Raw genomic sequence first — 21,540 nt, 5'->3', positions numbered from 1 at the left:
GTGATTCCCGTGTGGGGAGTGAGAAGGGCCGCAGTGGGGTGGTATGTCCGGATTTTCGCGTCAGTCGGCGAGTGATTCGTCCTCGCCGAGCGCCTTGAGGGCGAGGCGGTGCAGGGTGCGGCGTTCCGCGTCGTCGAGGCGGGCGAATACGCGTGCGGTGACGGCTTCGATGAGCTGATCGGTCCGGCGGCGCTGGGCCCGTCCGGCGCGCGTGATCGAGAGACAGTATTTGCGGCGGTCGTCCGCGTCGCGGGTGCGGACCACGTATCCGGCCTCTTCCAGGCCGTCGATCAGTCGAACCACCTCGCTGCGGTCGATGCCGAGCGCGGTCGAGACCTGTTGCTGGGACAGGTTGTCGAACTCTTCCAGGAATACCAGTACCCAGTGCTCACGCAGGGACGATCCGATCTCGGCGTGCGCGGCCTTGTGGAGTCTGCCGAGAGCGTAGGAGGGGAAGCGGAGCAGTCCCGAGGGGTTGACGGGATGGGTGGGCATGTGGCCCATCGTACCTATTGTTGATTCAACAGATTGTTGATAATCTCCGCAATCTAGGTTGTCCACAAATGGGGAGGAACTCATGTCGGAGACTCGAACCGTGTCAGCGCCACCCGCGATCGACCCCATACCGGCCTCGGTGTGGCGAGTCGCCGGTGTCGTCGTATTCGGCGCGATCATGAGCATGTTGGATACGTCGCTGGTCAATATCGGCCTCGACACCATCGCCGCCGATCTCGGCGCGGGCCTCGACGGCGCGCAGTGGATCGCCAGCGGATACCTGCTCGCCCTCGCGGTGACGCTGCCGCTGTGCGGATGGCTCGGCCGCCGGATCGGGCTGGATCGGGTGTGGGTCGGCGCGTTGATCGGGTTCACCGTCGCCTCCGCGCTGTGCGCGTTCGCCCCGACCATGGGCTGGCTCATCGCCCTCAGGATCGTCCAGGGGCTTGCCGCAGGTTTGCTGACACCGGCGGGTCAGGCCTTGATCGGACAGGTCGCAGGCCCGCATCGGCTCGGCCGGGTCATGAGCGTCACCGGCATCGCGGTGGTCGGCGCGCCCGCGATCGGGCCCACCGTCGGCGGGGTGATGCTGGAGCATCTGCACTGGTCGTGGTTGTTCCTGATCAACATCCCGTTCGGATTGGTCGCCTTCGTGCTCGCCGTGCGGTTCCTGCCGCGCGTGCCCGCGAGCGACACCGCGGCCCGACTCGACATCGTCGGATTCGTGCTCATCGCCGTCGGGCTGTCCGCGCTGGTCTACGGCCTCGGTGAGTTCGGCACCCGAGGCAGCGCCACCGCTCCGACGGTGTGGGTTTCGGTGCTCGTCGGCGTGCTGGCGCTCGGGGTGTTCCTGGTGCGTTCGATCCGCTCCCGCACGGCCACGCTGCTCGATGTCGGACTCTTCCGCAGTCCGGTGTTCGCGGCGGCCAATGTCGCCAACTTCTTCGTCGGCGTCGCACTGTTCGGGTCGATGTTGCTGCTGCCGTTGTACTTTCAGATCCTGCACGGTGAAGGGCTGATCGCCACCGGCTTGCTGCTGCTGTCGTTCGGGCTCGGCGGCGTGATCGCGCTGCCCATCGGCGGACTGCTCACCGACCGGTTCGGCGGCGGCGCGGTCGCGACGGTCGGCGGCGTCGTGCTCATCCTCACCACGCTTCCGTTCGTCTTCGGCGACGCCGACCTGAATCCGGTGCTGATCCAGGTGCTCCTGCTGCTGCGCGGCATGGCGACCGGATTCGCCGCCATGCCGATCGTGAGCTCCGCCTACGCGGCCGTGCGCCCGCACGAACTGCCCGACGCGGCCTCGTTCGTGAACATCGTGCAGCGCATGGGCGGCGCGATCGGGGCGGCGTTGCTCGCGGTGGTCGTCTACCGCGCGTCGGCGGCGGGACTGCCGGTCGAGGTCGGGTTCCAGCGGGCGTTCGGGTGGCTCACCGCCGCCGCCGTGGTGTCGCTCGGCACGTCGATCATCTTGTGGCGGAGGGAATCTCGTTCATCGATGGAGAAGTGAGTCTGCGTCGTCCCCGGCGCTCTCCGTACCGGAGGGCGCCGGCGGACCGCGCATCCGGGCCCGGCGGCGACACGGAATCGAAGCGGTTGACAGGGACGCGTGGCGTCTGCCAATCTCTGATCAGGTCATGAGTACCAGCGCTAAGCCCCGGCTTGCTGGTCGGCAACCCTCCTCCGCGGCGGGGTGCTCCGGGTGACGACCGGGCCGACGCCCGACCGGGCTCGGCAAGCGCGGACTCGACGAATTCATCCGACGAGTCCCTGAACCGACGGGATTACGTGATGACCGCTGTCGCCGACACCACCTGTGCCGCCCTCGCCCGCGTCTCGGGCGACGATCTGCTCGTGCCGCTCGTGCAGGGCGGAACCGCCGCCTACGCGAACTTCGACTACGCCGCGAGCGCGCCCGCGCTCGCCGCGGTCACCGAACGGGTTTCGCAACTGCTGCCGTACTACGCCAGCGTGCACCGCGGCGCGGGCTACGCGTCCCGCATCTCGACCGAATGCTACGAGGCCGCGCGCACCTCGGTGTCGCGCTTCGTCGACGCCGAGGACGACCAGGTCGTCGTCTTCACCCGCAACACCACCGATTCGCTGAATCTGCTCGCGAACTGCGTGCCGGGTGACACCGTCGTGCTCGACACCGAACATCACGCGAACTTCCTGCCGTGGGCCGCGCGGGGGCGTCGAGTGGTGCGGGCCGCCGACACCATCGAGGAGACCATCGGCAGGCTGGTCGCCGAACTGTGCGCCAAACCCGCCGCGCTGCTCGCGGTCACCGGCGCCTCAAATGTCACCGGCGAGGTGCTGCCGCTGGAACGGCTCGCCTACATCGCCCACCAGTGCGGCGCGCGCATTCTGGTCGACGCCGCGCAGCTGGCCCCGCACCGCCGCATCAGCCTGCGCGAATGCGGTATCGACTACCTGGCCTTCTCCGGGCACAAGCTGTACGCGCCGTTCGGCGCAGGCGTGCTGGTCGGGCGCCGCGACTGGCTCGACTCGGCGGACGCCTACCTCGCGGGCGGCGGCGCCGTCGTCGAGGTCGGCATCGACTCGACGCGGTGGGCGCCTGCCCCGCAGCGGCACGAGGCGGGTTCGCCGAACGTACTCGGTGTCGCCGCGCTCGCCGCGGCCTGCGACGCGCTCTCCGCCATCGACGCCGACACCAGGATCGCCCACGAACAGACCCTCGCGGAACGCCTGCGCACCGGCCTGTGCGCGATTCCGGGCGTCGAACTGCTGCGCATCTGGTCCGACAGCCCCGACTCGGTCGGCATCGTCGCTTTCACCCTCGCGGGCTTCGCCCCCGGCCACGTCGCCGCCTACCTCTCCGCCGAATGCGGTATCGGCGTACGCGACGGCCGCTTCTGCGCGCACCCGCTGCTCGCCCGCCTCGGCCTCGACGGCGCCCTGCGCGCCAGCATCGGCCTCGGCACCACATCCACCGACGTGGACCGCCTGGTAGAGGCCATCGCCACCCTGGTGAACAAGGGCCCGTCCTGGTCCTACGCCCCCACCGACGGCCACTGGAACCCCACCCCCGAAACCCGCCCCTTCGCCACCGACCCCACCGGCGCCTCCCCCTGCACCCTCGCCTGAGCCCCACGGTTACCGTGCACGGTAACCGCTACCTCGCCAGGTAAAATGCGGCGAATCGCCGACTAGATCCGAGGTGGGGCCGGATGACCATATTGCCCGCGTGGGCCGCAGATCCCGGTGCGCTCGTGATCACCGAGGCGGCCTACGACGCGCTCCCGGACGAGGTGCGCAGGCAGATAGAAGTGCTCGACGGTCACGTGCAGTTCTGCCGCAGCGGCAGCTTGCAGCACAACAATGTCGCGCGGCGCCTGGCCAACTCTCTCGAAGCCGCGCGCCCCGAGCACCCGTGCATGGGGGTCGTCACCCACTTCGAGATGCACTATGTGAACAGCCGCCCCGGAAGTCCTGGCTTCTCGTTCCGGCGACCCGACGTGGCGCTGCACCACTGCATCGATGATGATCGGAAACTCACGACCGAGGATGTCCTGCTCGTCGCGGAGGTGGTGTCGCCGGGTTCGGAGTACACCGACACTGTCGACAAGCGGGCCGAATACGCCCACGAAGGGATCCCGATCTACCTCGTGGTCCATCTCGATGCCGAGCGCCGGGTGAAGATCGTGCAGGAGTACCGGCTCGAGTGGGCCAGCCGCAGCTATCGGCTCGCCGAGACGCATCAGGGTGTGCTGCGGCTGACCGGGCCATTTCCGGTCGAGATCAAGTTCTCGGCGCTCGACCTGGGCTGACGGGTCGCCATCGCGTCTCAGTCGACGTCGATCGGGAGTCCGGCGGTGATCCGCACCAGCTCGCGAAAAGATGTGCGGAACACGGTGTTCGGGTGACCGCCCGCCGCCCACACCTCCCGGTGCCCGGACAGCGCGTTGTCGACCCAGGTGGGCAGGTTGGTGGGATGGCCGACCGGGGCGACGCCGCCGATCGGCTGCCCGGTGACCTCGCGCACCATGCGCGCGGGCGCGGGGGTCAGCACGCCTTCCATCCGGTCGCCGGTGCGATCCAGGTCGACCTGATGCGCGCCCGACACCAGCAGCAGCACCGGATCGTCGTCGAGCAGGAACACCAGTGATTCGGTGATCGCGCCGACGTCGACGCGCAGTGCGCGCGCCGCGTCCTCGGCGGTGGGGGTCGGCGCGGGCTGGCTGACGATGACGCCGTGATGTCCACGCGCGATCAACGTGTCCGATACCCGGCAGGCGACCGGGGGTAGCGAAGCCCTGCGCATGGCACCAGGGTAGAGCCCGCACCGGCGCCGCGCCGGGTGTTCAGTACTCCGGATATCCCTCGGCCGGGCCGAGCATCCGGTCGATGCGTTCGCGGGTGACCCGCGCCAGTTCGGTGATGGTGCGTCCGGATAGCTGTTCGGCGGGTACGGCGTCGAGGGCGCGGTCGAGGTCGGTCTGCGACAGCGCGAGCAGTTCGAGGTCGGCTTCGGCCAGGAGCTTGTCCCGGTCGGCGTAGGGGCGCGCGTCGACGAGGGTGACCGCCCAGGTGACGTTGCCGCAGCAGGCGAAGAGCGCGTGCACGGCACGCGCGCGCGGCAGTGTGTTGAACCGGTCGAGACCGATTCCGCGGTGGATCAGCATGTGTGCTCTCCGAACCCGGTGACGTAGGGTTTGCTGACTCGCCAATCATCAGGTCGGAGGCGCTGTCGGAGCTACTGCGCCACACCGATTTTGCATGATGTTTATCTGGCCGATTCAGGATTCGCCCGTGCCGGGTTCGCCGGGATCATGGCAGCGCGCGACGCCTTCTCGATACGCTGTACAAATGACTGACTGGCAGGCTTTCACCGTCGAGATCAAGGACCACGTCGCCGCGGTGACATTGATCGGTCCCGGCAAGGGCAATGCGATGGGACCGGATTTCTGGCGGGAGCTGCCGGAGATCTGCGCCGAACTCGACGCCGATCCCGAGGTGCGGGCGATCGTGCTCACGGGTTCCGGCAGGAATTTCTCCTACGGCCTCGATCTGCCCGCGATGTCGGCGACGTTCGGGTCGCTGCTGGCGGATCGGGCTTTCGCCGCGCCGCGCTCGGAGTTCCTGGCCGAGGTGCGCAAGATGCAGGCGTCGGTGACGGCGGTGGCCGATTGCCGCAAGCCGGTGATCGCGGCGGTGTCCGGGTGGTGCATCGGCGGCGGACTGGATCTGATCGCGGCCGCCGATATCCGCCTGGCCAGTGCGGACGCCAAGTTCAGTCTGCGGGAGGCGAAGGTGGCGATCGTGGCCGATATCGGTTCGCTGCACCGGCTGCCCGGCATCATCGGCGAGGGGCACCTGCGCGAGCTCGCGTATACGGGCAAGGATATCGATGCCGCGCGTGCGGAGAAGATCGGCCTGGTCAACGACGTCTACGCGGATCAGGACGCGGTGTTGGACGCGGCGCACGCGCTGGCGCGCGAGATCGCCGCGAATCCGCCGCTGGTGGTGCAGGGCATCAAGGACGTGGTGGAGCAGCGCACCAAGGACACCGTCGCGGCCGGGCTGCGGTATGTCTCGGCGTGGAACGCGGCGTTCCTGCCGTCGGAGGATCTGACGGAGGCCATCACGGCGGTCTTCGAGAAGCGGGAGCCGCGCTTCGAGGGGCGGTAGGGCCGCCATAATCGTTTGCATATCTCGTTAACGCCGCTACATACTTGCGTCACACAACTAATTGTTTGACGCAAGTAAAGGCGGAAGTGTGGAGGCGGAGGATCGGTCGATCGACACGATCGCGGTGCAACTGACCCGGTTGCAGCGGATTCGGGAGCGCACCGCGGCGCACATCCGCACCAAGGACGGTGTGGACCCGGCCGCCTTCGTCGTCCTGTTCCGGCTGGTCCAGGAAGGGCCGATGCGCTCCGGCGCGCTCGCCGAAGCCGTGCACAGCGACGCCTCCACCGTCAGCAGGCAGGTCGCCATGCTCGTCGAGCGCGACCTCGTCGAGCGCACGGCCGACCCCACCGACGGCAGGGCCTCCGTCCTCGCCGTCACCGACCTCGGCCGCGAGGTCGCCGAACGAATCCGGCGCCGCCGCCACGAGAACCTCGCGCGCGTCATGGCGTCGTGGACGCCGCGACAGCGGGCGACGTTCGCCGACCTGCTGCGCCGCTTCACAGACGACTTCGACAGCGCGCGCCCGGACATGGTCGCGTTGCTCCGTGACGACAGTCGCTCGGCCCCGGCAAATCAGGGTCGCTCGGCTCCGCAAAATCAGGGTCGCTCGGCTCCGCGCGATCAGTACGCGAAAACCAGTGAGACGGAGAACGATTCGTGACCACAGCACCGCCGGTGACCGAAGCTCCCGCGAGTTTCAGCCACAGACAGATCCTCACCATCCTCAGCGGCCTCATGCTCGGCATGTTGCTGGCCGCACTCGACCAGACCATCGTGGCGACGGCCATCCGCACCATCGCCGACGACCTCAACGGCTACTCCATGCAGGCGTGGGCAACCACCGCCTATCTGATCACCGCGACCCTCACCACCCCGCTCTACGGCAAGCTGTCGGACATGTACGGCCGCAAGCCGTTCTTCATGGTGGCGATCGTCATCTTCGTGGTCGGCTCGCTGCTGTGCACGCTGGCGCAGACCATGTATCAACTCGCCGCGTTCCGCGCCTTCCAGGGACTCGGCGCGGGCGGGCTCATGTCGTTGGCGCTGGCCATCCTCGGCGATATCGTCAGTCCCCGCGAACGGGCCCGCTACCAGGGGTATTTCCTCGCGGTGTTCGGCACGTCGAGTGTCATCGGGCCGGTGCTCGGCGGCGTGCTCGCCGGACAGGGTTCGCTGCTCGGCGTCAGCGGCTGGCGCTGGGTGTTCCTGGTGAACGTGCCGCTCGGGCTGGTCGCGCTCGCTGTGGTGTCGCGGGTGCTGCGACTGCCGAAGAAACCGCATTCCAGCGACCGGGTCGACTGGCTCGGCGTGCTCGTGCTCGCGGTCGGCATCGTGCCGCTGCTCGTGGTGGCCGAACAGGGCCACGCATGGGGTTGGGGCAGTGCGGCTTCGGTGTCCTGTTGTGTGCTCGGCGTGCTCGGCATCGTCGGATTCGTGCTGGTGGAACGGGGATTGAAGGATGCGGCGCTGATACCGCTGCGGATCTTCGGCAACCGGACCTTCGCGCTCGGCGTCGTCATCTCGTTCGTCTCGGGTGCGGCCATGTTCGGCGGTATCGCGCTGCTGCCGCAATACCTCCAGGTCATCAAGGGTGCGAGCCCGACCGTCGCGGGTCTGGAGATGCTGCCGATGGTGCTCGGCATGATGACCGGATCGGTGATCTCGGGCCAGCTGATCTCGCGCACCGGGCGTTACTGGCGCTACCCGTTCATCGGCGCGGCCACCCTCACCGTCGGCCTGTTCCTGCTGCACTTCCTCGACGCCGACAGCCCGCTGTGGGTGGCGATGCTCTTCATGGCCTGCACCGGATTCGGGCTCGGCAACCTGATGCAGCCGCTCACCCTGGCACTGCAGAACGCGTTGCCCGCCAAGGACATGGGCGTGTCGACGGCCGCCGCGACCTTCTTCCGGCAGATCGGCGGCACCTTCGGCGTCGCGGTCTTCCTCTCGATCCTTTTCGCCCGCATGACCCCGAACATCTCCGGTGAACTGCGTTCCGCGGCAAGCGATCCGGAATTCCAGCGGGCGCTGGCCGACGGCGCGCGCAGTGGCAACCCGGCCGACGTCGCCCTGTCCAACGGGCTACTGGCGCACGACACCTCGGCGGCGGGCAAGGTGCTCGAGGACAGTTCGATCATCCAGCAGTTGAGTCCCGCGCTGGCCCGCCCGTTCCAGGTCGGTTTCGCGAATTCGATGTCGACGGTGTTCCTCGCCGCCATGGCGGTGGCGCTGGTCGGATTCGTGCTCGTGCTGTTCTGGAAGGAACTGCCGCTGCGCATGGTCGCGGGCATGCAGGCGGCCAACGGCGAAGCCGCGGCGAAATCGGCGCTCGACGCCGAGGTGCGCATGGTCGAGCAGACCGGGCTGCCGCTCGCGGGCGGCGAATCGATCAACCCGCCCGACGCCGACGCCGACGGCGCGCAAGCACGGGGAAGCGGTTCCGTCTAGAGCGCAAATACCCTTGGTGAGGTGGGAAAACGCCCCACCAAGGGTGGGGAGGGTGAATCTCCCGAGGGAGGGGTTCGCCCAACCCTTGGGGTGGCTGTTTCGAGGGCTTCGCGTCTTTAACGTGATTCTCGTCGGAAACACAGCGCACTCCACAGGAGCAACGAACATGCGAATCAAATCCATCATCGCGGCCGGTCTTCTCGCCACCGCCGCCGTCGCCGGGGTGTCGACGGCAGCATCGGCCTCCGCCGCGCCGCACTACGACGCCGTCTCCACCGGCTACTACTACGGCACCTACGCCACCGCCGCGGCCTGCCGCGCCGACGGCGAATCGCCCGCCACCGGCGGCTGGTACTGGGAGTGCGTCGAGACCTACAGCGGTTGGGATCTCTACATCTACTACTGATGTGGTGCGAGAGAAGGGGCATCCTGACCACCGGATGCCCCTTCTCGTATGTCGCGGATCAGTGCCCGCCGTTCTCCTGCAGACGCTTCAGCGAAGCCTCGATCTCGGCCTCGGCCTCGGCCCGCCCGACCCACTCCGAACCCTTCACGAACTTGCCCGGCTCGAGGTCCTTGTACCGCTCGAAGAAGTGCTTGATCGCGGCCAGCTCGAATTCCGGAACATCCGCGAGATCCTGGATGTGGTTCCAGCGCGGATCGCCCGCGGGCACGCACAGCACCTTCGCGTCGCCGCCCGCCTCGTCCTCCATCTTGTACATCGCGACGGGACGAGCCTCGACGATCACCCCGGGAAACACCGAATCGGGAAGCAGGACAAGCGCGTCCAGCGGATCGCCGTCCTCGCCGAGGGTGTTCTCGATGAAGCCGTAATCGGCCGGGTAGACCATCGACGTGTAGAGGAAACGGTCGAGGCGAACCCGGCCCGTCTCGTGATCGACCTCGTACTTGTTGCGGGAACCCTTGGGGATCTCGATGGTGACGTCGAACTCCACGCCATCTCCTTCTGTGGTGCACTGATCGGCTACGCGGCGCGCACGCCGACTCGCCATGCTGTACGGGGGAACGGTTGCGGTACGAGGATAGTGTGGTCGGCGGGACCGATACTTTGAAGGGCACGGAAGCGTTCGCGGGTTCGCCCGCGCGCTCGAGCGCCGGGTCGGTGCACGCAGGCGGAGTCAGGGAGACGGCGAGCCAGTGGTTGGTAGTAAACGCAACATCGGTGATCTGGCCGCCAGACGGCGTCGCCGGATGTGGATCGGATTCGTCCTCGCGCTCGTCGTCGTGGTCGGCGCGGGGGCGGCGGGATTGATCGTGGTGAAACCGTGGACGCCGGAATTCCGGCACGGCGGACTCACCGTCGCCGAACCGCCCGCGCCGGTGCGCCCCGCCCCGAAACTCGTACCTGCCCCGCCCACCGCGCCCGCGCCAAGTTCGGCGGGCATCGCCGCGGCGCTCGCGCCCGTGGTCGCCAATCCCGATCTCGGCGCGTTCACCGGCGTGGTCACCGACGCCGACAGCGGCGTCACCCTGTGGGGCGCCGACCCGACCAGGCCGCAGATCCCGTCCTCCACCGCGAAGATTCTCACCACCGCCGCCGCGCTGCTCACCCTGCCCTCGGATCAGCGGGTGGTCACCAAGGTCGTGGCGGGCGCGTCGCCGAACGAGGCGGTCCTCGTCGGCGGCGGCGACCCGACGCTCACCGCGCAGCCCGACGGCGAAGGCTACTACCCGGGCGGTGCGCGGCTGTCCGACCTGGTGGACCAGATCAGGACCTCGGGCAAGCCGATCGACACCGTGGTCGTCGACGTCTCGGCCTTCGCGGGCGCGACCATGGCCAAGGGCTGGGATCCGATCGATATCCCGGAAGGCTCCATCGCGCCCATCGAAGCGGTGATGATCGACGGCGGGCGCCTCGATCCGCTGGTCGAATACTCGCCGCGCACCTCGACTCCCGCGCTGGACGCCGGTCGGCAACTCGCGCGTGCACTCGGACTCGACCCGGGTCGGGTGCGACTCGGGACCGCCGCGGCCGGTGCGGCCGAACTGGCATCGGTGCGTTCGGCGCCGCTGCGCGACCGGCTGCGCGACATGATGGTGCACTCCGACAATGTGCTCGCCGAGACCATCGGGCGCGAGGTCGCCGTCGTCACCGGGCACGAGCCGTCCTTCGAAGGCGCGGTCACCGCCGTCGGCGACACCCTGCGCAAAGCCGGATTCGACCTGACCGGCACGAGCATGTACGACAGCAGCGGCCTGTCGGTCGACGACCGGATACCCGCGCGCGTGCTCGACTCGATCCTCGCCACCGCCGCCCGCGCCGACGGTGACAGTGCGGCCGGGCGCGACGCCGTCGCCACCGCCGCCCGCCCCGAGACCGACCGCCTCACCGCCACCCTTGCGCCGCTACTCGACGATCTGCCGGTCGCGGGCGCCACCGGCTCGCTGACGAGCCGCTACGTGAACGCCAACCGGGGCGCGGCGGGCTGGGTGCGCGCCAAGACCGGAACTCTGACGGTCGCGAGCGCGTTGGTGGGATATGTGCTCGATCGAGACGGTCGGGTGCTGACCTTCGCGCTGATGTCCAACGATCGGCCGCCCGAGGTGAGCAGGCCCGCCTTGGACGCCGTCGCGGGCACGCTGCGCAACTGCGGATGTTCGTGACGGGTGGTTGATGACCATGTTCGAAGGCGCTGACAAATCAGGAGAGACCCTCGCCGCGCAACCCGACGGTGATCAGCGGAAGAGCTCCGGCTTGACCGGCGCGATCGACTGGCGGCTCGCGGCGCGCACCGGCGGCGCGCTCGTTCCGTCCGGTCCGCGCACCTCGCGGCAATCCGCCGAGCAGGCCGTCGAAGAGTTGGCGGCCGCGTCGCTGCGAGCCGAAGGGCCGGTGCGCGAGGTCAGCGGACTGCTCGACGACCGGCCGGTGCCCGCCGCCAGGATCGTCGACCGGCGCGGCTGGATCGAGGCCGCCGCCGACTCCATGGCCGCGCTCACCGGCACCGAGCCCGACGGGTCCGCGCGCGGGCGGCTCACCGGCAAGCCCGCCGGTGTGCAGGCGGGGGCGATGCTCGCGTTCCTTTCCACCGCCATCCTCGGCCAGTACGACCCGTTCACCCGGGGCGGCACGCTGCTGCTCGTCGCGCCGAACATCGTCGCCGTGGAACGGATACTCGGCGTGTCACCCAGCGATTTCCGCTTCTGGGTGTGCCTGCACGAGGTCACCCACCGCGTGCAGTTCTCCTCCGCGCCCTGGTTGGGCGACTACATGAAGGCCAATGTCGACATCCTCGGCGAGGTCGGCGAGGAATCGGCCACCGACATGCTGTCGCGCCTGGTCGAGGAGTTGCGCGAACGCAGGCGCGGCGGCGGCTCCGACGACCCGGCCAATCGCGGCATAGTCGGCCTCCTGCGCGCCACCCAGGCCCCCGCCCAGCGCGAGGCCCTCGACCGGATGCTCATGCTCGGCACCCTGCTCGAAGGCCACGCCGACCACGTCATGGACGCCGTCGGCCCGGCCGTCGTCCCCACCGTCGAACAGATCCGCGCCGCCTTCGACAAACGCCGCACCCGCCCCACCAATCCGCTGCAACGACTGCTGCGCGCGCTGCTCGGGGTCGACGCGAAAGTCGCGCAGTACGTGCGCGGCAAGGCATTCGTGGACCACGTGGTCGGGCGCGTCGGGATGGCGCAGTTCAACGCCATCTGGACCGATGCGGACACGCTGCCGAAGCCGGAGGAGATCGAAGACGGGGATCGCTGGATCGCGCGAGTCCTCGGCTGAGGAAGATCGTCCGCGATTTCGAGGCAGGGCGCGTTACCGCGAATTACGTTCGCGCTCATCGAATCCCGCCGGTGGCTGCTTGGTGACAGACAGGCGTTCTCGCGGTCGGACGCGCCGGTTCGATGGGTCGGCACGGACCGTGATCGCCGCCGGAGCGCGAGCATCGTTGCGGCCGTGGCCTCGGTATTCTCGCCGGTATGGGCCGTGTAGTTGGAGTTCCTCCTCCGATCGAGCCGCGTAGGTTGCCGGAGACGGCGGCGGTGCTCGAGGTGCGGTTGGCGGTGCGCCGGTGGTTGCGTGAGTTCGGTGCGGATGGCGCGGGTGCGGTGGCGGTGGCGTTGTCCGGTGGTGCGGATTCGTTGGCGCTCACGGCCGCGGCGGTGGTCGAGGCGCCGCAGGTGGATGCGCTGATCGTCGATCACGGTCTGCAAGAGGGTTCGGCGGAGGTGGCCGGGGAGGCGGCGCGGGTGGCGTCGGCGCTCGGGTGTCGGTCGGCGCGGGTGCTCGCGGTGTCGGTCGGGTCGGAGGGTGGGATGGAGGCCGCGGCGCGCCGGGCGAGGTATGCGGCGTTGGACGCGGCGCGCGCGGGTGCTCCGGTGTTGCTCGGTCACACTCTGGATGATCAAGCCGAGACGGTGTTGCTCGGGCTCGCGCGCGGGTCGGGTGGGCGGTCCATTCGCGGGATGGCGACCTACACCGAACCGTGGGGTCGCCCGCTGCTGGGCGTGCGCCGGGCGGTGACCAGGGCGTTGTGCGCGGATCTCGCACTGCGGCCGTACGAGGATCCGCACAACAGCGCGCCGGAGTTCACCAGGGTCAGGGTGCGGCACGAGGTGTTGCCGCTGCTCGAGGACGTGCTCGGCGGGGGAGTGGCCGAGGCGCTGGCGCGTACCGCGAGTCACCTGCGTGAGGACGGTGCGGTGCTCGACGCGCTGGCCGAGGAGTTGCTGGATCGTGCGATTCGGAACGGTGCCAGACCTGGCGCCTTCGAGGGCGCTGATTTCGGCGGCGGCGAGGGCGACGGTGATTTCGAGGCCGCCGATTCCGCCGGTCAGGGCGGCGGTGCTTTCGAGGGCGGTCTCCTTGAGAGCGGTGGCGGTGATGAGATCACGCTGTCGGTCGAGATCCTCGCCACCGCGCCCGACGCCCTGCGCCGCAGGGCGATCCGGCTGTGGCTGCTGCGCGGCGGTGCGAAAGCGCTGACCGACAAGCATTTGCGTGCCGTCGACGCCTTGGTGACGGCGTGGCGCGGGCAGGGTGGTGTCGCGGTGGGCGGCGGACCCTCGGGCCGAGCCCGATCCGGCACGAGGTTGGTTGCCGCGCGCGAACATGGCAGGCTGACACTGCGCGGACGCTAGCTCGGCGTCCACGTCGTGACTGATTGCCGGATCGGGTTCGGCCTGCGGGGCCGACGACCACGGAAGGACACCAACCTCGTGTACGAGGACGACATCGCGTCGGTGCTGATCACCCAGGACCAAATCGCCGCCAAAACCCAGGAACTGGCCGAGTTGATCGCCAAACGCTACCCGGTCGGCGCACCCGAGGGTGATCTGCTGCTGGTCGGTGTGCTCAAGGGCGCGATCTTCTTCATGACCGATCTGGCCAAGGCACTGCCGATCCCAACCCAGATGGAGTTCATGGCGGTGTCGTCCTACGGCTCGTCCACCTCGTCCTCGGGTGTGGTGCGCATCATGAAGGACCTGGACAAGGACATCGCGGGCCGCAACGTCCTGATCGTCGAGGACATCATCGACTCCGGCCTCACCCTGTCCTGGCTCAAGCGCAACCTCTCCACCCGCAACCCCGCCTCCCTCGAGGTCGTCACCCTGCTCCGCAAACCCGACGCCCTGCGCACCCCCGTCGAGGTCGCCCACGTCGGCTTCGACATCCCGAACGAATTCGTCGTCGGCTACGGCCTCGACTACGCCGAGCGCTACCGCGACCTCCCCTACATCGGCACCCTCGACCCCAAGGTCTACGGCGGCTGATTTCCCCCCACCACCGGCCTATGCTGAGGTCGGACAGTCGACTTTCCGCCCCGTACCTCGAATCGAGGTGCTGATGCTGGAACGCGGCCGGTATGTCGGGCACAGTGCCGTTATCGGTAACCAGATTCTGACCGTCACCGATCCTTTCGAGATCTCGGTGGCGCCCGCCGCGTTGTCCGAGCTGGGGCGTGGCGAGGTCGGTTAGGTGGGGGTTGGGGCTTGGACTCGTTCGAGGGCGCGTAGGTCGTTTTCCATGGCGAGGAACAGTAGGTAGACGCCTACGAAGGCGATGACACTGGCTATGGCGAGGACGCGGACTTCGATGATGATCTGTTCGAGGTCGGTGGGGGCGAGGAGGGTGGCGCCCGCTACGGCGGTGAGGGGGATGGAGGCGGCGGCTATGAGCCAGATGCCGCTGCGGCGGCGTAGTTTGCGCAGGCGTGCCGCGTCCTCGTCGCTGATCTCGCCGTGGGCGAGGAAGATCGGGTACAGGCAGCGCACCACGTAGAAGTTCACCAGGAAGAACGGGTAGACGAGGGCGATGGCGCCGCAGAGGGCATGCGCGGCCACGAAATGCGTGTAGTCGTAGGCGGTTATCGCGTCGCTGGTGCCGCGGATCACGATCGGGAACGAACTGCCCGCCAGCATCCACATGGCGAAGATCACGATACTGGCGCGGCCGCCGAAGCGGATGGTGTCGGTGCGGGCGCGGCGCAAGGTCTCGGCGGAGTAGGTTCCGCCCCTGCGTAATCCGTACGGAACGAAGATCAAGTGCCGGGCGAACCAGACGAGAACGACGGTGCCGAAACCGAATCCGACCGTGTTGACGACGGCGGTGCCGATTCTGAGTTGCTGCACGGCCTGTTCGGAGAGTTGGCTGCTGATGAGCTGTCGGGTGTAGTCGATGTTGTAGATCGAGGCGAGCATATTCGGTACGAGCACGGCCAGGGTGATCAGCGGAATCCGCCAGCGCCGCAACCGCAGTCGGAGACTGTCGGTCGGCGGGTCGACCAGATCGCGGGCGCGCGGGTCGAGACACAGATCCAACTGCTCGGCCAGGATCGCACCGCTCGACCAGCGCCTGCCCGGCTCGGATTCCAGGCAGGTCGACAGTACGCGGAGCAGCGCGGGCGGGCAGTCGGCGGGCAATCGCCGCAGCGAGTCGGGCGCGATCCCACCTCCCGACTCGAGTGTCACCGGGCGTTCGCCGGTGAGCAGTTCCCACAGCAGGACGCCGAGCGAGTACACGCAGGCCCGCTGATCAGGTGTGTTCGCGGCCCCTCGGTCCTCCGGCGCGCGGTAGGGCAGCCCCCGCACGCCGTCGTCGGCGAATTCGCCGAGTTTGGGTTCGCCCGCCGCGCTGAACAGCACATCGTCGGGGGTGACGACCCGGTAGCGCACCCCGTGCCGGTCCGCGTAGTCGACGGCCTCGGCGAGCCGCCTGCCCACCCGCGCCACGGTTTCCGGCCAGGTGAGCGCCGCGATTTCGGCGCGCACCCGCGAGTCGGCGGACCGGATCTCGCCGCGGCGTTCCATCTCGGCGTCGACCGCGCGCAACAGCAGTGCGCCGCCGTCGGATTCGGGTCCGGTGCGGCGTTGGTCGAGCAGGTCGCGCGCGGTGCCGCCCGGCACGTACTGGGAGTAGACGAGTCTGCCGAACCGCGTGCCCGCGCCCGCGGGCACGATCAGATTCCGCTGGTCGAACACCCGCGCGATATGCGGATGATCCAGCGGCGCGATCCGGTCGCCGCCGCGTCCGGTCGAGAAACGCACCGCGACCAGCCGCTGCATGGACAACTGCCTGGCCAGGAAGGTGCGGCCGAGGTGTCCCGCGCCGAGATCGGTGAGCAGATCGAAGTCGTCGATGCGCTGCCCCGGCGCGATGTCGTCGACGGGGCGGTCGAGGATCAGGGCGTTGTCGTCGGCGCGCTGCGCTTCGTCGGCGAGGCGTTCGCGCACCTCGGTCGCCACATCCGGATAGTCGGTGAGGAATTCCTCCAGCGTGAGCGGCGCGTGCCCGCTGCGCGCCGCGAACTCCTCGCACACCAGGTCGACCAGTACCGGCGGCGACGCGACCTCGGGATATTCCGCGCGGTAGGCGGACACCGGTCGACCGTCGCCCGCCCGTTCCCAGCGGTGCCGCAGATCGATGCGGATCAGGTCGGCGAGTACGGCGACTCGCGCCGCGCCGCCGTCGGGTATGTAGTCGGCGAGTTCCGGCGGTGTGCGGTCGTCGTGCAGCGAACGCCGCCAGTCCGCGGTGAACCGTGCGATGGTGTCGGACCAGTGCATGGTCACCGGGGCGGCTCCGCTCCCGCCCGCACCGCGCGTTCGTCGCTGCCGGGCGCGACCACACGTTCCAGCGCCCGCAGATCCGCTTCGAGCGCACGGAACAACAGATACGACCCGACGAAGGCGATGATGCCGCCCGCGCACAGCACCCGGACCGCGACGATCACCGCGGGGATGTCGCCCGGAGGCAGGAAGGTGACGCCCGCAACGGCGAGCAGCGGCACCGAGGCCGCGATGGCGAGGTAACCGTTGCAGCGCCGGTCCAGGTTGCGCAGCCACACCGCGTCCTCGGCGCTGATCTCGCCGTGCCGAAGGAAGATCGGGTAGATGCAGCGCACGATGTAGAAGGTCGCGAGGAAGAACGGGTACGAGGCCGCGATCGCGCCGCACACCAGCAGCGATGCCAGGAAATGCACGACCGAGCCCATGGTGATCTCACCGGTCGACAGTTGCAGCGCGATCGGGAAGGTGATGCCCGCCATGACCCACAGCGCGAACGGCACCGCCACCGCGCGTTCGCCGAGCAGCAGCGCGTCGGCTCGGGCGCGCCGCAAGGTGGCCGCGTCGTAGCGTCGCCCCTTGCGTAATCCGCGCGGCACCGAGAGCACGTATCTGGACATGTAGACGATGAGCAGCAGCCCGGCCGGGAAGAACACCGTGTTCACGACGCTGGTGATGATGAGGAAGGTGCGTTGCGCGTCCTCGGTCATCCGGTCGACGATCAACTGCTGATTGTGCTGGATGTTGTACAGCGAGGCCAGCACGTTCGGCACGCCGATCGCGAGCAGCAGGATGAGCACGATCCACCGGCGCAACCGCAGCCGCCAACTGCCCGGCTTGGGGTCGACCAGTTCCCGCGCGCGCGGATCGAGGCACAGTTCGAGCTGTTTGGCGAGGACTTCGCCGCTCGCCCACCGGTCGGCCCGGTCGGGTTCGAGGCAGGTCAGCAGGACGCGGCGCAGCGCGGCCGGGCAGTCCGGCGGCACCCGTTGCAGCGCGGGCTCCTCGACGCCCGCGCTGCGGCGCTCGAGCATCGCCTCGAGGGTGGTGTCGTCGCCGTGGGTGCTCGCGCCCGCGGTGGAGTCGTCGAAGGGTTTCGCGCCGGTCAGCAGTTCCCACAGCACCACGCCGAGTGAGTAGATGTCGGCGCGGGTGTCGAGGTCGGCGGCGCTGCGGTGCCTGCCGGGGTGGCATGCCTCCAACTGTTCCGGCGACATGTACGCCAGCGAGCCGCCGAAATAGGCGACCGGGCTCGTGCCTTCCACATTGCGGCTGAAACTGATGTTGAAGTCGGCGAGTTTCGGCACGCCCTCGGCGGTGAGCAGCACGTTGGCCGGTTTCACGTCGCGGTGCAGCACACCGTGGTCGGAGGCGTATTCGAGGGCTTCGGCGAGTCTGCGCCCGAGCCAGGCCACGGTTTCCGGCCAGCTCAGCGACGCGAGTTCGGCGCGCACGCTGGAATCGGTCGGGCGGATCTCGCCCTTCTCCTCCATGGCGGCGTCCACCGCGTCGAGCAACAGTTGCCCGCTGCGTTCGGCCTGCGGGGTGGCCCGTACCCAGCGCAGCACGCCGAGCAGGGTGCCGCCGGGCAGGAACTGCATGTAGAGCAGCCGTAGTCGCCGCGACTCGCCCGCGAGTTCGTCGCCGGTCTCGAGCAGCCGCTGGTCGAAGACGCGCACGATGTAGTCGTGGTCGAGTTGGGCGAGGGTCTGCGGTTCGGTGCCGTGGTCGGCGGAGATCTTCACCGCGACCAGCCGCTGCAGTGACCGCTGCCTGGCCAGGAACACCCGCGCGAACGCGCCGCTGCCGAGACCGGTCAGCAGGTCGAAGTCATCGATGCGCTGACCGATCTGGATGCGGTCGAGCACATGGAAAAGTCCCGGCTCCTGGCCCGCGGTCGTCGCGACAGCGGTGGCGGTTCCGCTGAGATCCGCCTGCGCGGTCGAATCCGCCGTGCCCGTCCGGTTCATGGCCGCCGTCGCGGTGGCCTCCGCCGTTCGATTCACATCGGTATCACGAGATGGGGTGTCGGTTCGGTTCAAATCCGGTGCGGGCACTCGCGCGGTGCGGGTGAGATCGTCGTCGGGCGCGACCGGAGCCGTCGGCGGGGCGGCGGCTCGGGTGGAGTCCTCGAATGCCGCCCTGCGGGTGCTCTGGTCGATGTCGTCGGTGTTCAGCAGGTCGCGCAGTTCGTCGGCTTGGCGCGGGTATTCGCGCAGGCATTCGCGCGGGTCGACCCGTTCGCCGCTGTGGCGCCGGACCACGAATTCCTCGTACACGAGTCCGGCGGGGATGGCGTCGCGGTCGAGTTCGGGGAATTCGGCGCAGTAGTCGTCGAGTCGTTTGCGTCGGGCGGCCTCGGGTGCGGGGCGGTTGTCGGGCGCGGGGCGGCGCAGCCAGCGGTGATACAGGTCGACGCGGATCAGTTCGACCAGCGCCTCCCTGCGCAAGGTCATGGCGTCGGGCAGGTACGCCGCGATCTCGGGCAGATCGGGCACGGGTTGACCGGCCGCGGCGGCGCGGGCCGCGGCGTCCCAGGCTGCGGCGAACGCGTCGACCGCGTTGGCTTCGGCTGTCGACGACGAACGTCGGCCACCGGCTCCTCCGTTGGAACCCGTGTCCTGACCGGGATATCTATCGGACTCGGCACTCATTCTGGGACCTAGTGGCTCGGGGGACGACGGCGCGTCCACGGCTGATCGGTCGGTAGTTGCGCCGGAGAAATTCCGCCACACCCGATGTCATCATCCCCCGAGCAGTATTCGGAATGATAACTTGCGGCTCAACAGCGGATCACCCGATTTCGACGACGACGCGACGGGGGCGAATCAGCATGTACGACATTGTGGCGCGCGCACAGGGCTCGGAGGCGGTAGCCGAGTCGATTCACGAAGGCGATGTACCCGGTCGTAGCCCCGGAAGCGATCCCGCGGCGACCGAAGTCCGATCGGTAGCGGATGGCGACTTCGCGGATGAGGGATCTCCCCGTCCGAGCGAGCCGCTCCCGGTCATCGAAGCACAAGTACCCGGTCAGGAGGAAATCGCCGAGGCGAGTCCGGCGGGCGACCGCACTCCCGGCGCCCCAACCTCGATGATTGCCGGAAATCAGCCGGAGTCGAGCGCAGCCTCGACGGACGGCCTCGACGGCGCGGTTCACGAGGAAATAGCCGAGATCGAGACCTCCGTGCCGCCGCCCGCGCCGGAGCCCGTCGGTGTGATCTACGCCGCGCCGAGACCGACATTCCCGGACACGCCGATGGCGCACCAGGCTGCCTCGGGGCATACCGCCGGCGAATTCTCGCCGGTCGTACCCGCGCCGGCAGACGGTGCACGCCCAGTGGCTGAGTCGGGTTCGGTGGGTGTGTCGGGTTCGGTGGGTGAGTCGGGTTCGGCGGTTGAGTCGGGCTCGGTGGATGTGTCGCGCTCGGTGGATGTTTCGGGCTCGGCGGATGGCTCGGTGGCGGTGGCGCGTCCGGCGGGCGGTGTGCCGGGCCCCGATGACCCGGCCCGAGCGGGTGCGCCGACCGTCGTTGCGACACGGGCGAATCGAGGCGGCGCCGTCGGTGAATCGCGGGGTTCCTTCGGCGGTCTCGTGCGCGATCGCACGGCGATCGCGACGGTCGCGGCGGTGCACGAGGGCCTGCGCACGCCGACCGAGATCGTGGCGGAAGCGTTGGTGCGGATGGTCGAGCGCGATCGGAAGATCAACGCGTTCACCGTTGTTCGCGAGGAACGCGCTCGTCGCGACGCGGTCGCGCTGGAGCAGCGGTCGGATCTGGATGTGCTGCCCATGGCCGGGGTTCCGGTGGCGGTCGAGCGCAGTCTGGCGGTGGCGGGTGAGGCGGTGCCGCGCGGGTCGGGGGTGGCGGAGTCGGATCATCCCGCGGTGACGCGGCTGCGCGCGGCGGGCGCGGTGGTGACCGGCTTGACCGGCACTTCCGAATTCGGGCTGTGGCCGCTGTCGGACGACACCGAACCGCTCACCCGCAATCCGTGGAACCGGGTGCGCGGCAGTGCCGCGGCGGCCGCGGCGGTGGCGGCGGGCGCGGTGCCGGTCGCCACCGCCGCGGACGGTGTGGGCGCGGTACGGGTCGGCGCGGCCTGTGCCGGTGTGTTCGGCATCAAACCGGGCAGGTATGTGGCGCCCGCGCTGATCGGGCTCGACAGTTGGGGCGGGCTGGCCGAGAACGGCGTGCTCGCGACGTCGGTCGCGGACGCGGCGCTCGCGCTCTCGGTACTGGCCGCGCGTCCTGATCTGGCCGATCTCGACCCGCCGGACCGACTACGGATCGGTGTGGCCGTCGACCCGCCGCACCGGATGTTCCGGGTGGACCGGCAGTGGACCGCCGCGGCGATGGAAGCCGCCGAGCTGGCGGCGGCCGATGGCCACACCGTCGAACCCGTCGTACTACCGCAAGGTCCCGCCGCACTGGCCGCGCTATTACGGTGGTACACCGCCGAACTACCCCGCGAAGACCTACCCGAGCAGCCCGAACGACTACAGCCGAGAACTCGCCGCCATCTCGCCGTCGGCAGAGCGATCCACCGACTAGGCCTGGTGCGACCCGCGCAGATCGACCGGATCGAATCACGATTACTGGAACTGTTCGAGCACTACGACGTCGTGATCACTCCGACGTTGGCCGCCCCGCCGCCCCGCGCCCGCAACAACGGCGCCAGAGGCAGGCTCGCGGATCTTCTCGCCCTCGCGCGATTCACGCCTTTCACCCCGATATGGAATCTGGTCGGTTGGCCCGCTGCGTCCGTTCCGATGGGGACCCACACTCGTTCGCGGACTCCGGTCGCGGCCCAGTTGGCCGGGCCGCCCGGCGCGGAATCCACGTTGCTGCGCTTGGCGGCGCGGTTGGAGGCGCGCAAACCGTGGCGACGCCTCGTTCGGTGAGCGCCGCC

The 21,540-nt window shown here is 69.1% G+C and carries 19 protein-coding genes and 1 riboswitch; of the genes, 13 read left to right on the top strand and 6 right to left on the bottom strand.

Annotated features, from left to right (window positions below; genetic code table 11):
* Window positions 1–60: 60 nt before the first annotated feature.
* Window positions 61–495 (bottom strand): MarR family winged helix-turn-helix transcriptional regulator, encoded by a 435-nt coding sequence (locus IT779_RS34100; protein ID WP_196153600.1) that lies wholly within the window; start codon window positions 493–495, stop codon window positions 61–63.
* A 100-nt stretch (window positions 496–595) separates the two neighbouring features.
* On the opposite strand from IT779_RS34100, the gene IT779_RS34095 reads away from it, so the two are divergent.
* The 3 genes from IT779_RS34095 to IT779_RS34085 all read left to right on the top strand — a co-directional run bounded on the left by IT779_RS34095 (window position 596) and on the right by IT779_RS34085 (window position 4,286).
* The gene (locus tag IT779_RS34095) at window positions 596–2,005 is read left to right on the top strand and encodes a DHA2 family efflux MFS transporter permease subunit (protein ID WP_332839088.1); all 1,410 of its coding nucleotides are present in this window, start codon (window positions 596–598) and stop codon (window positions 2,003–2,005) included.
* 123 nt (window positions 2,006–2,128) lie between these two features.
* A riboswitch (SAM riboswitch) is annotated at window positions 2,129–2,242 on the top strand.
* A gap of 44 nt (window positions 2,243–2,286) precedes the next feature.
* Window positions 2,287–3,603, top strand: a complete 1,317-nt coding sequence (locus IT779_RS34090) for an aminotransferase class V-fold PLP-dependent enzyme (RefSeq protein WP_196153598.1) — start codon at window positions 2,287–2,289, stop codon at window positions 3,601–3,603.
* A gap of 83 nt (window positions 3,604–3,686) precedes the next feature.
* On the top strand, window positions 3,687–4,286 hold the full coding sequence (locus IT779_RS34085; protein WP_196153597.1) for a Uma2 family endonuclease: 600 nt from the start codon (window positions 3,687–3,689) through the stop codon (window positions 4,284–4,286).
* A 17-nt stretch (window positions 4,287–4,303) separates the two neighbouring features.
* Here IT779_RS34085 and IT779_RS34080 read toward each other — a convergent pair whose 3' ends face one another.
* Window positions 4,304–4,780 carry a YbaK/EbsC family protein gene (locus IT779_RS34080; RefSeq protein ID WP_196153596.1) on the bottom strand — a complete coding sequence of 159 codons (477 nt, stop codon included), beginning with the start codon at window positions 4,778–4,780 and terminating at the stop codon, window positions 4,304–4,306.
* Window positions 4,781–4,820: 40 nt separating this feature from the next.
* On the bottom strand, window positions 4,821–5,141 hold the full coding sequence (locus IT779_RS34075; RefSeq protein ID WP_196153595.1) for a 2-oxo-4-hydroxy-4-carboxy-5-ureidoimidazoline decarboxylase: 321 nt from the start codon (window positions 5,139–5,141) through the stop codon (window positions 4,821–4,823).
* Window positions 5,142–5,325: 184 nt separating this feature from the next.
* On the opposite strand from IT779_RS34075, the gene IT779_RS34070 reads away from it, so the two are divergent.
* From IT779_RS34070 to IT779_RS34055, 4 genes are all read left to right on the top strand, one after another.
* Window positions 5,326–6,147: a crotonase/enoyl-CoA hydratase family protein gene (locus tag IT779_RS34070; protein WP_196153594.1), complete on the top strand. Its 822-nt coding sequence runs from the start codon at window positions 5,326–5,328 to the stop codon at window positions 6,145–6,147.
* Window positions 6,148–6,235: 88 nt separating this feature from the next.
* Window positions 6,236–6,811: a MarR family winged helix-turn-helix transcriptional regulator gene (locus IT779_RS34065; protein WP_196153593.1), complete on the top strand. Its 576-nt coding sequence runs from the start codon at window positions 6,236–6,238 to the stop codon at window positions 6,809–6,811.
* On the top strand, window positions 6,808–8,598 hold the full coding sequence (locus IT779_RS34060; protein WP_332839087.1) for an MDR family MFS transporter: 1,791 nt from the start codon (window positions 6,808–6,810) through the stop codon (window positions 8,596–8,598). Before IT779_RS34065 ends, IT779_RS34060 begins: the two co-directional genes overlap by 4 nt.
* Before the next feature lie 166 nt (window positions 8,599–8,764).
* Window positions 8,765–9,004, top strand: a complete 240-nt coding sequence (locus IT779_RS34055) for a hypothetical protein (RefSeq protein WP_196153592.1) — start codon at window positions 8,765–8,767, stop codon at window positions 9,002–9,004.
* A gap of 58 nt (window positions 9,005–9,062) precedes the next feature.
* On the opposite strand, the gene IT779_RS34050 is transcribed toward IT779_RS34055, so the two are convergent.
* Window positions 9,063–9,554 (bottom strand): inorganic diphosphatase, encoded by a 492-nt coding sequence (locus IT779_RS34050; RefSeq protein WP_196153591.1) that lies wholly within the window; start codon window positions 9,552–9,554, stop codon window positions 9,063–9,065.
* 256 nt (window positions 9,555–9,810) lie between these two features.
* Between IT779_RS34050 and dacB the strand changes: the two genes are divergently transcribed.
* From dacB to IT779_RS38650, 5 genes are all read left to right on the top strand, one after another.
* Window positions 9,811–11,223: a D-alanyl-D-alanine carboxypeptidase/D-alanyl-D-alanine endopeptidase gene (gene dacB / locus IT779_RS34045; RefSeq protein WP_196153652.1), complete on the top strand. Its 1,413-nt coding sequence runs from the start codon at window positions 9,811–9,813 to the stop codon at window positions 11,221–11,223.
* Window positions 11,224–11,239: 16 nt separating this feature from the next.
* Window positions 11,240–12,346, top strand: a complete 1,107-nt coding sequence (locus IT779_RS34040; protein WP_196153651.1) for a zinc-dependent metalloprotease — start codon at window positions 11,240–11,242, stop codon at window positions 12,344–12,346.
* Window positions 12,347–12,543: 197 nt separating this feature from the next.
* Window positions 12,544–13,704, top strand: a complete 1,161-nt coding sequence (tilS, locus tag IT779_RS34035) for a tRNA lysidine(34) synthetase TilS (protein WP_196153590.1) — start codon at window positions 12,544–12,546, stop codon at window positions 13,702–13,704.
* A gap of 78 nt (window positions 13,705–13,782) precedes the next feature.
* The gene (gene hpt / locus IT779_RS34030) at window positions 13,783–14,337 is read left to right on the top strand and encodes a hypoxanthine phosphoribosyltransferase (protein WP_054816740.1); all 555 of its coding nucleotides are present in this window, start codon (window positions 13,783–13,785) and stop codon (window positions 14,335–14,337) included.
* A 73-nt stretch (window positions 14,338–14,410) separates the two neighbouring features.
* Entirely contained in the window at window positions 14,411–14,542 is a 132-nt protein-coding gene (locus IT779_RS38650) for a hypothetical protein (RefSeq protein ID WP_269781695.1), read from the top strand.
* On the opposite strand, the gene IT779_RS34025 is transcribed toward IT779_RS38650, so the two are convergent.
* A complete protein-coding gene (locus tag IT779_RS34025; RefSeq protein ID WP_196153650.1) occupies window positions 14,539–16,629 on the bottom strand; it encodes a serine/threonine protein kinase in 2,091 nt (696 codons plus the stop codon). The genes IT779_RS38650 and IT779_RS34025 overlap by 4 nt on opposite strands.
* Before the next feature lie 2 nt (window positions 16,630–16,631).
* Window positions 16,632–19,283: a serine/threonine-protein kinase gene (locus IT779_RS34020; protein WP_196153589.1), complete on the bottom strand. Its 2,652-nt coding sequence runs from the start codon at window positions 19,281–19,283 to the stop codon at window positions 16,632–16,634.
* Between the two features lie 683 nt (window positions 19,284–19,966).
* Here IT779_RS34020 and IT779_RS34015 point away from each other — a divergent pair.
* The gene (locus tag IT779_RS34015; protein WP_332839086.1) at window positions 19,967–21,532 is read left to right on the top strand and encodes an amidase; all 1,566 of its coding nucleotides are present in this window, start codon (window positions 19,967–19,969) and stop codon (window positions 21,530–21,532) included.
* The last annotated feature ends 8 nt before the right edge of the window (window positions 21,533–21,540 follow it).

Origin of the sequence: Nocardia bovistercoris, assembly GCF_015674855.1 — a bacterium.
GTDB lineage: Bacteria > Actinomycetota > Actinomycetes > Mycobacteriales > Mycobacteriaceae > Nocardia > Nocardia bovistercoris.
The sequence above is the reverse complement of the archived record's forward strand: the minus strand, read 5'-3'. Positions and strand labels throughout refer to the sequence as shown.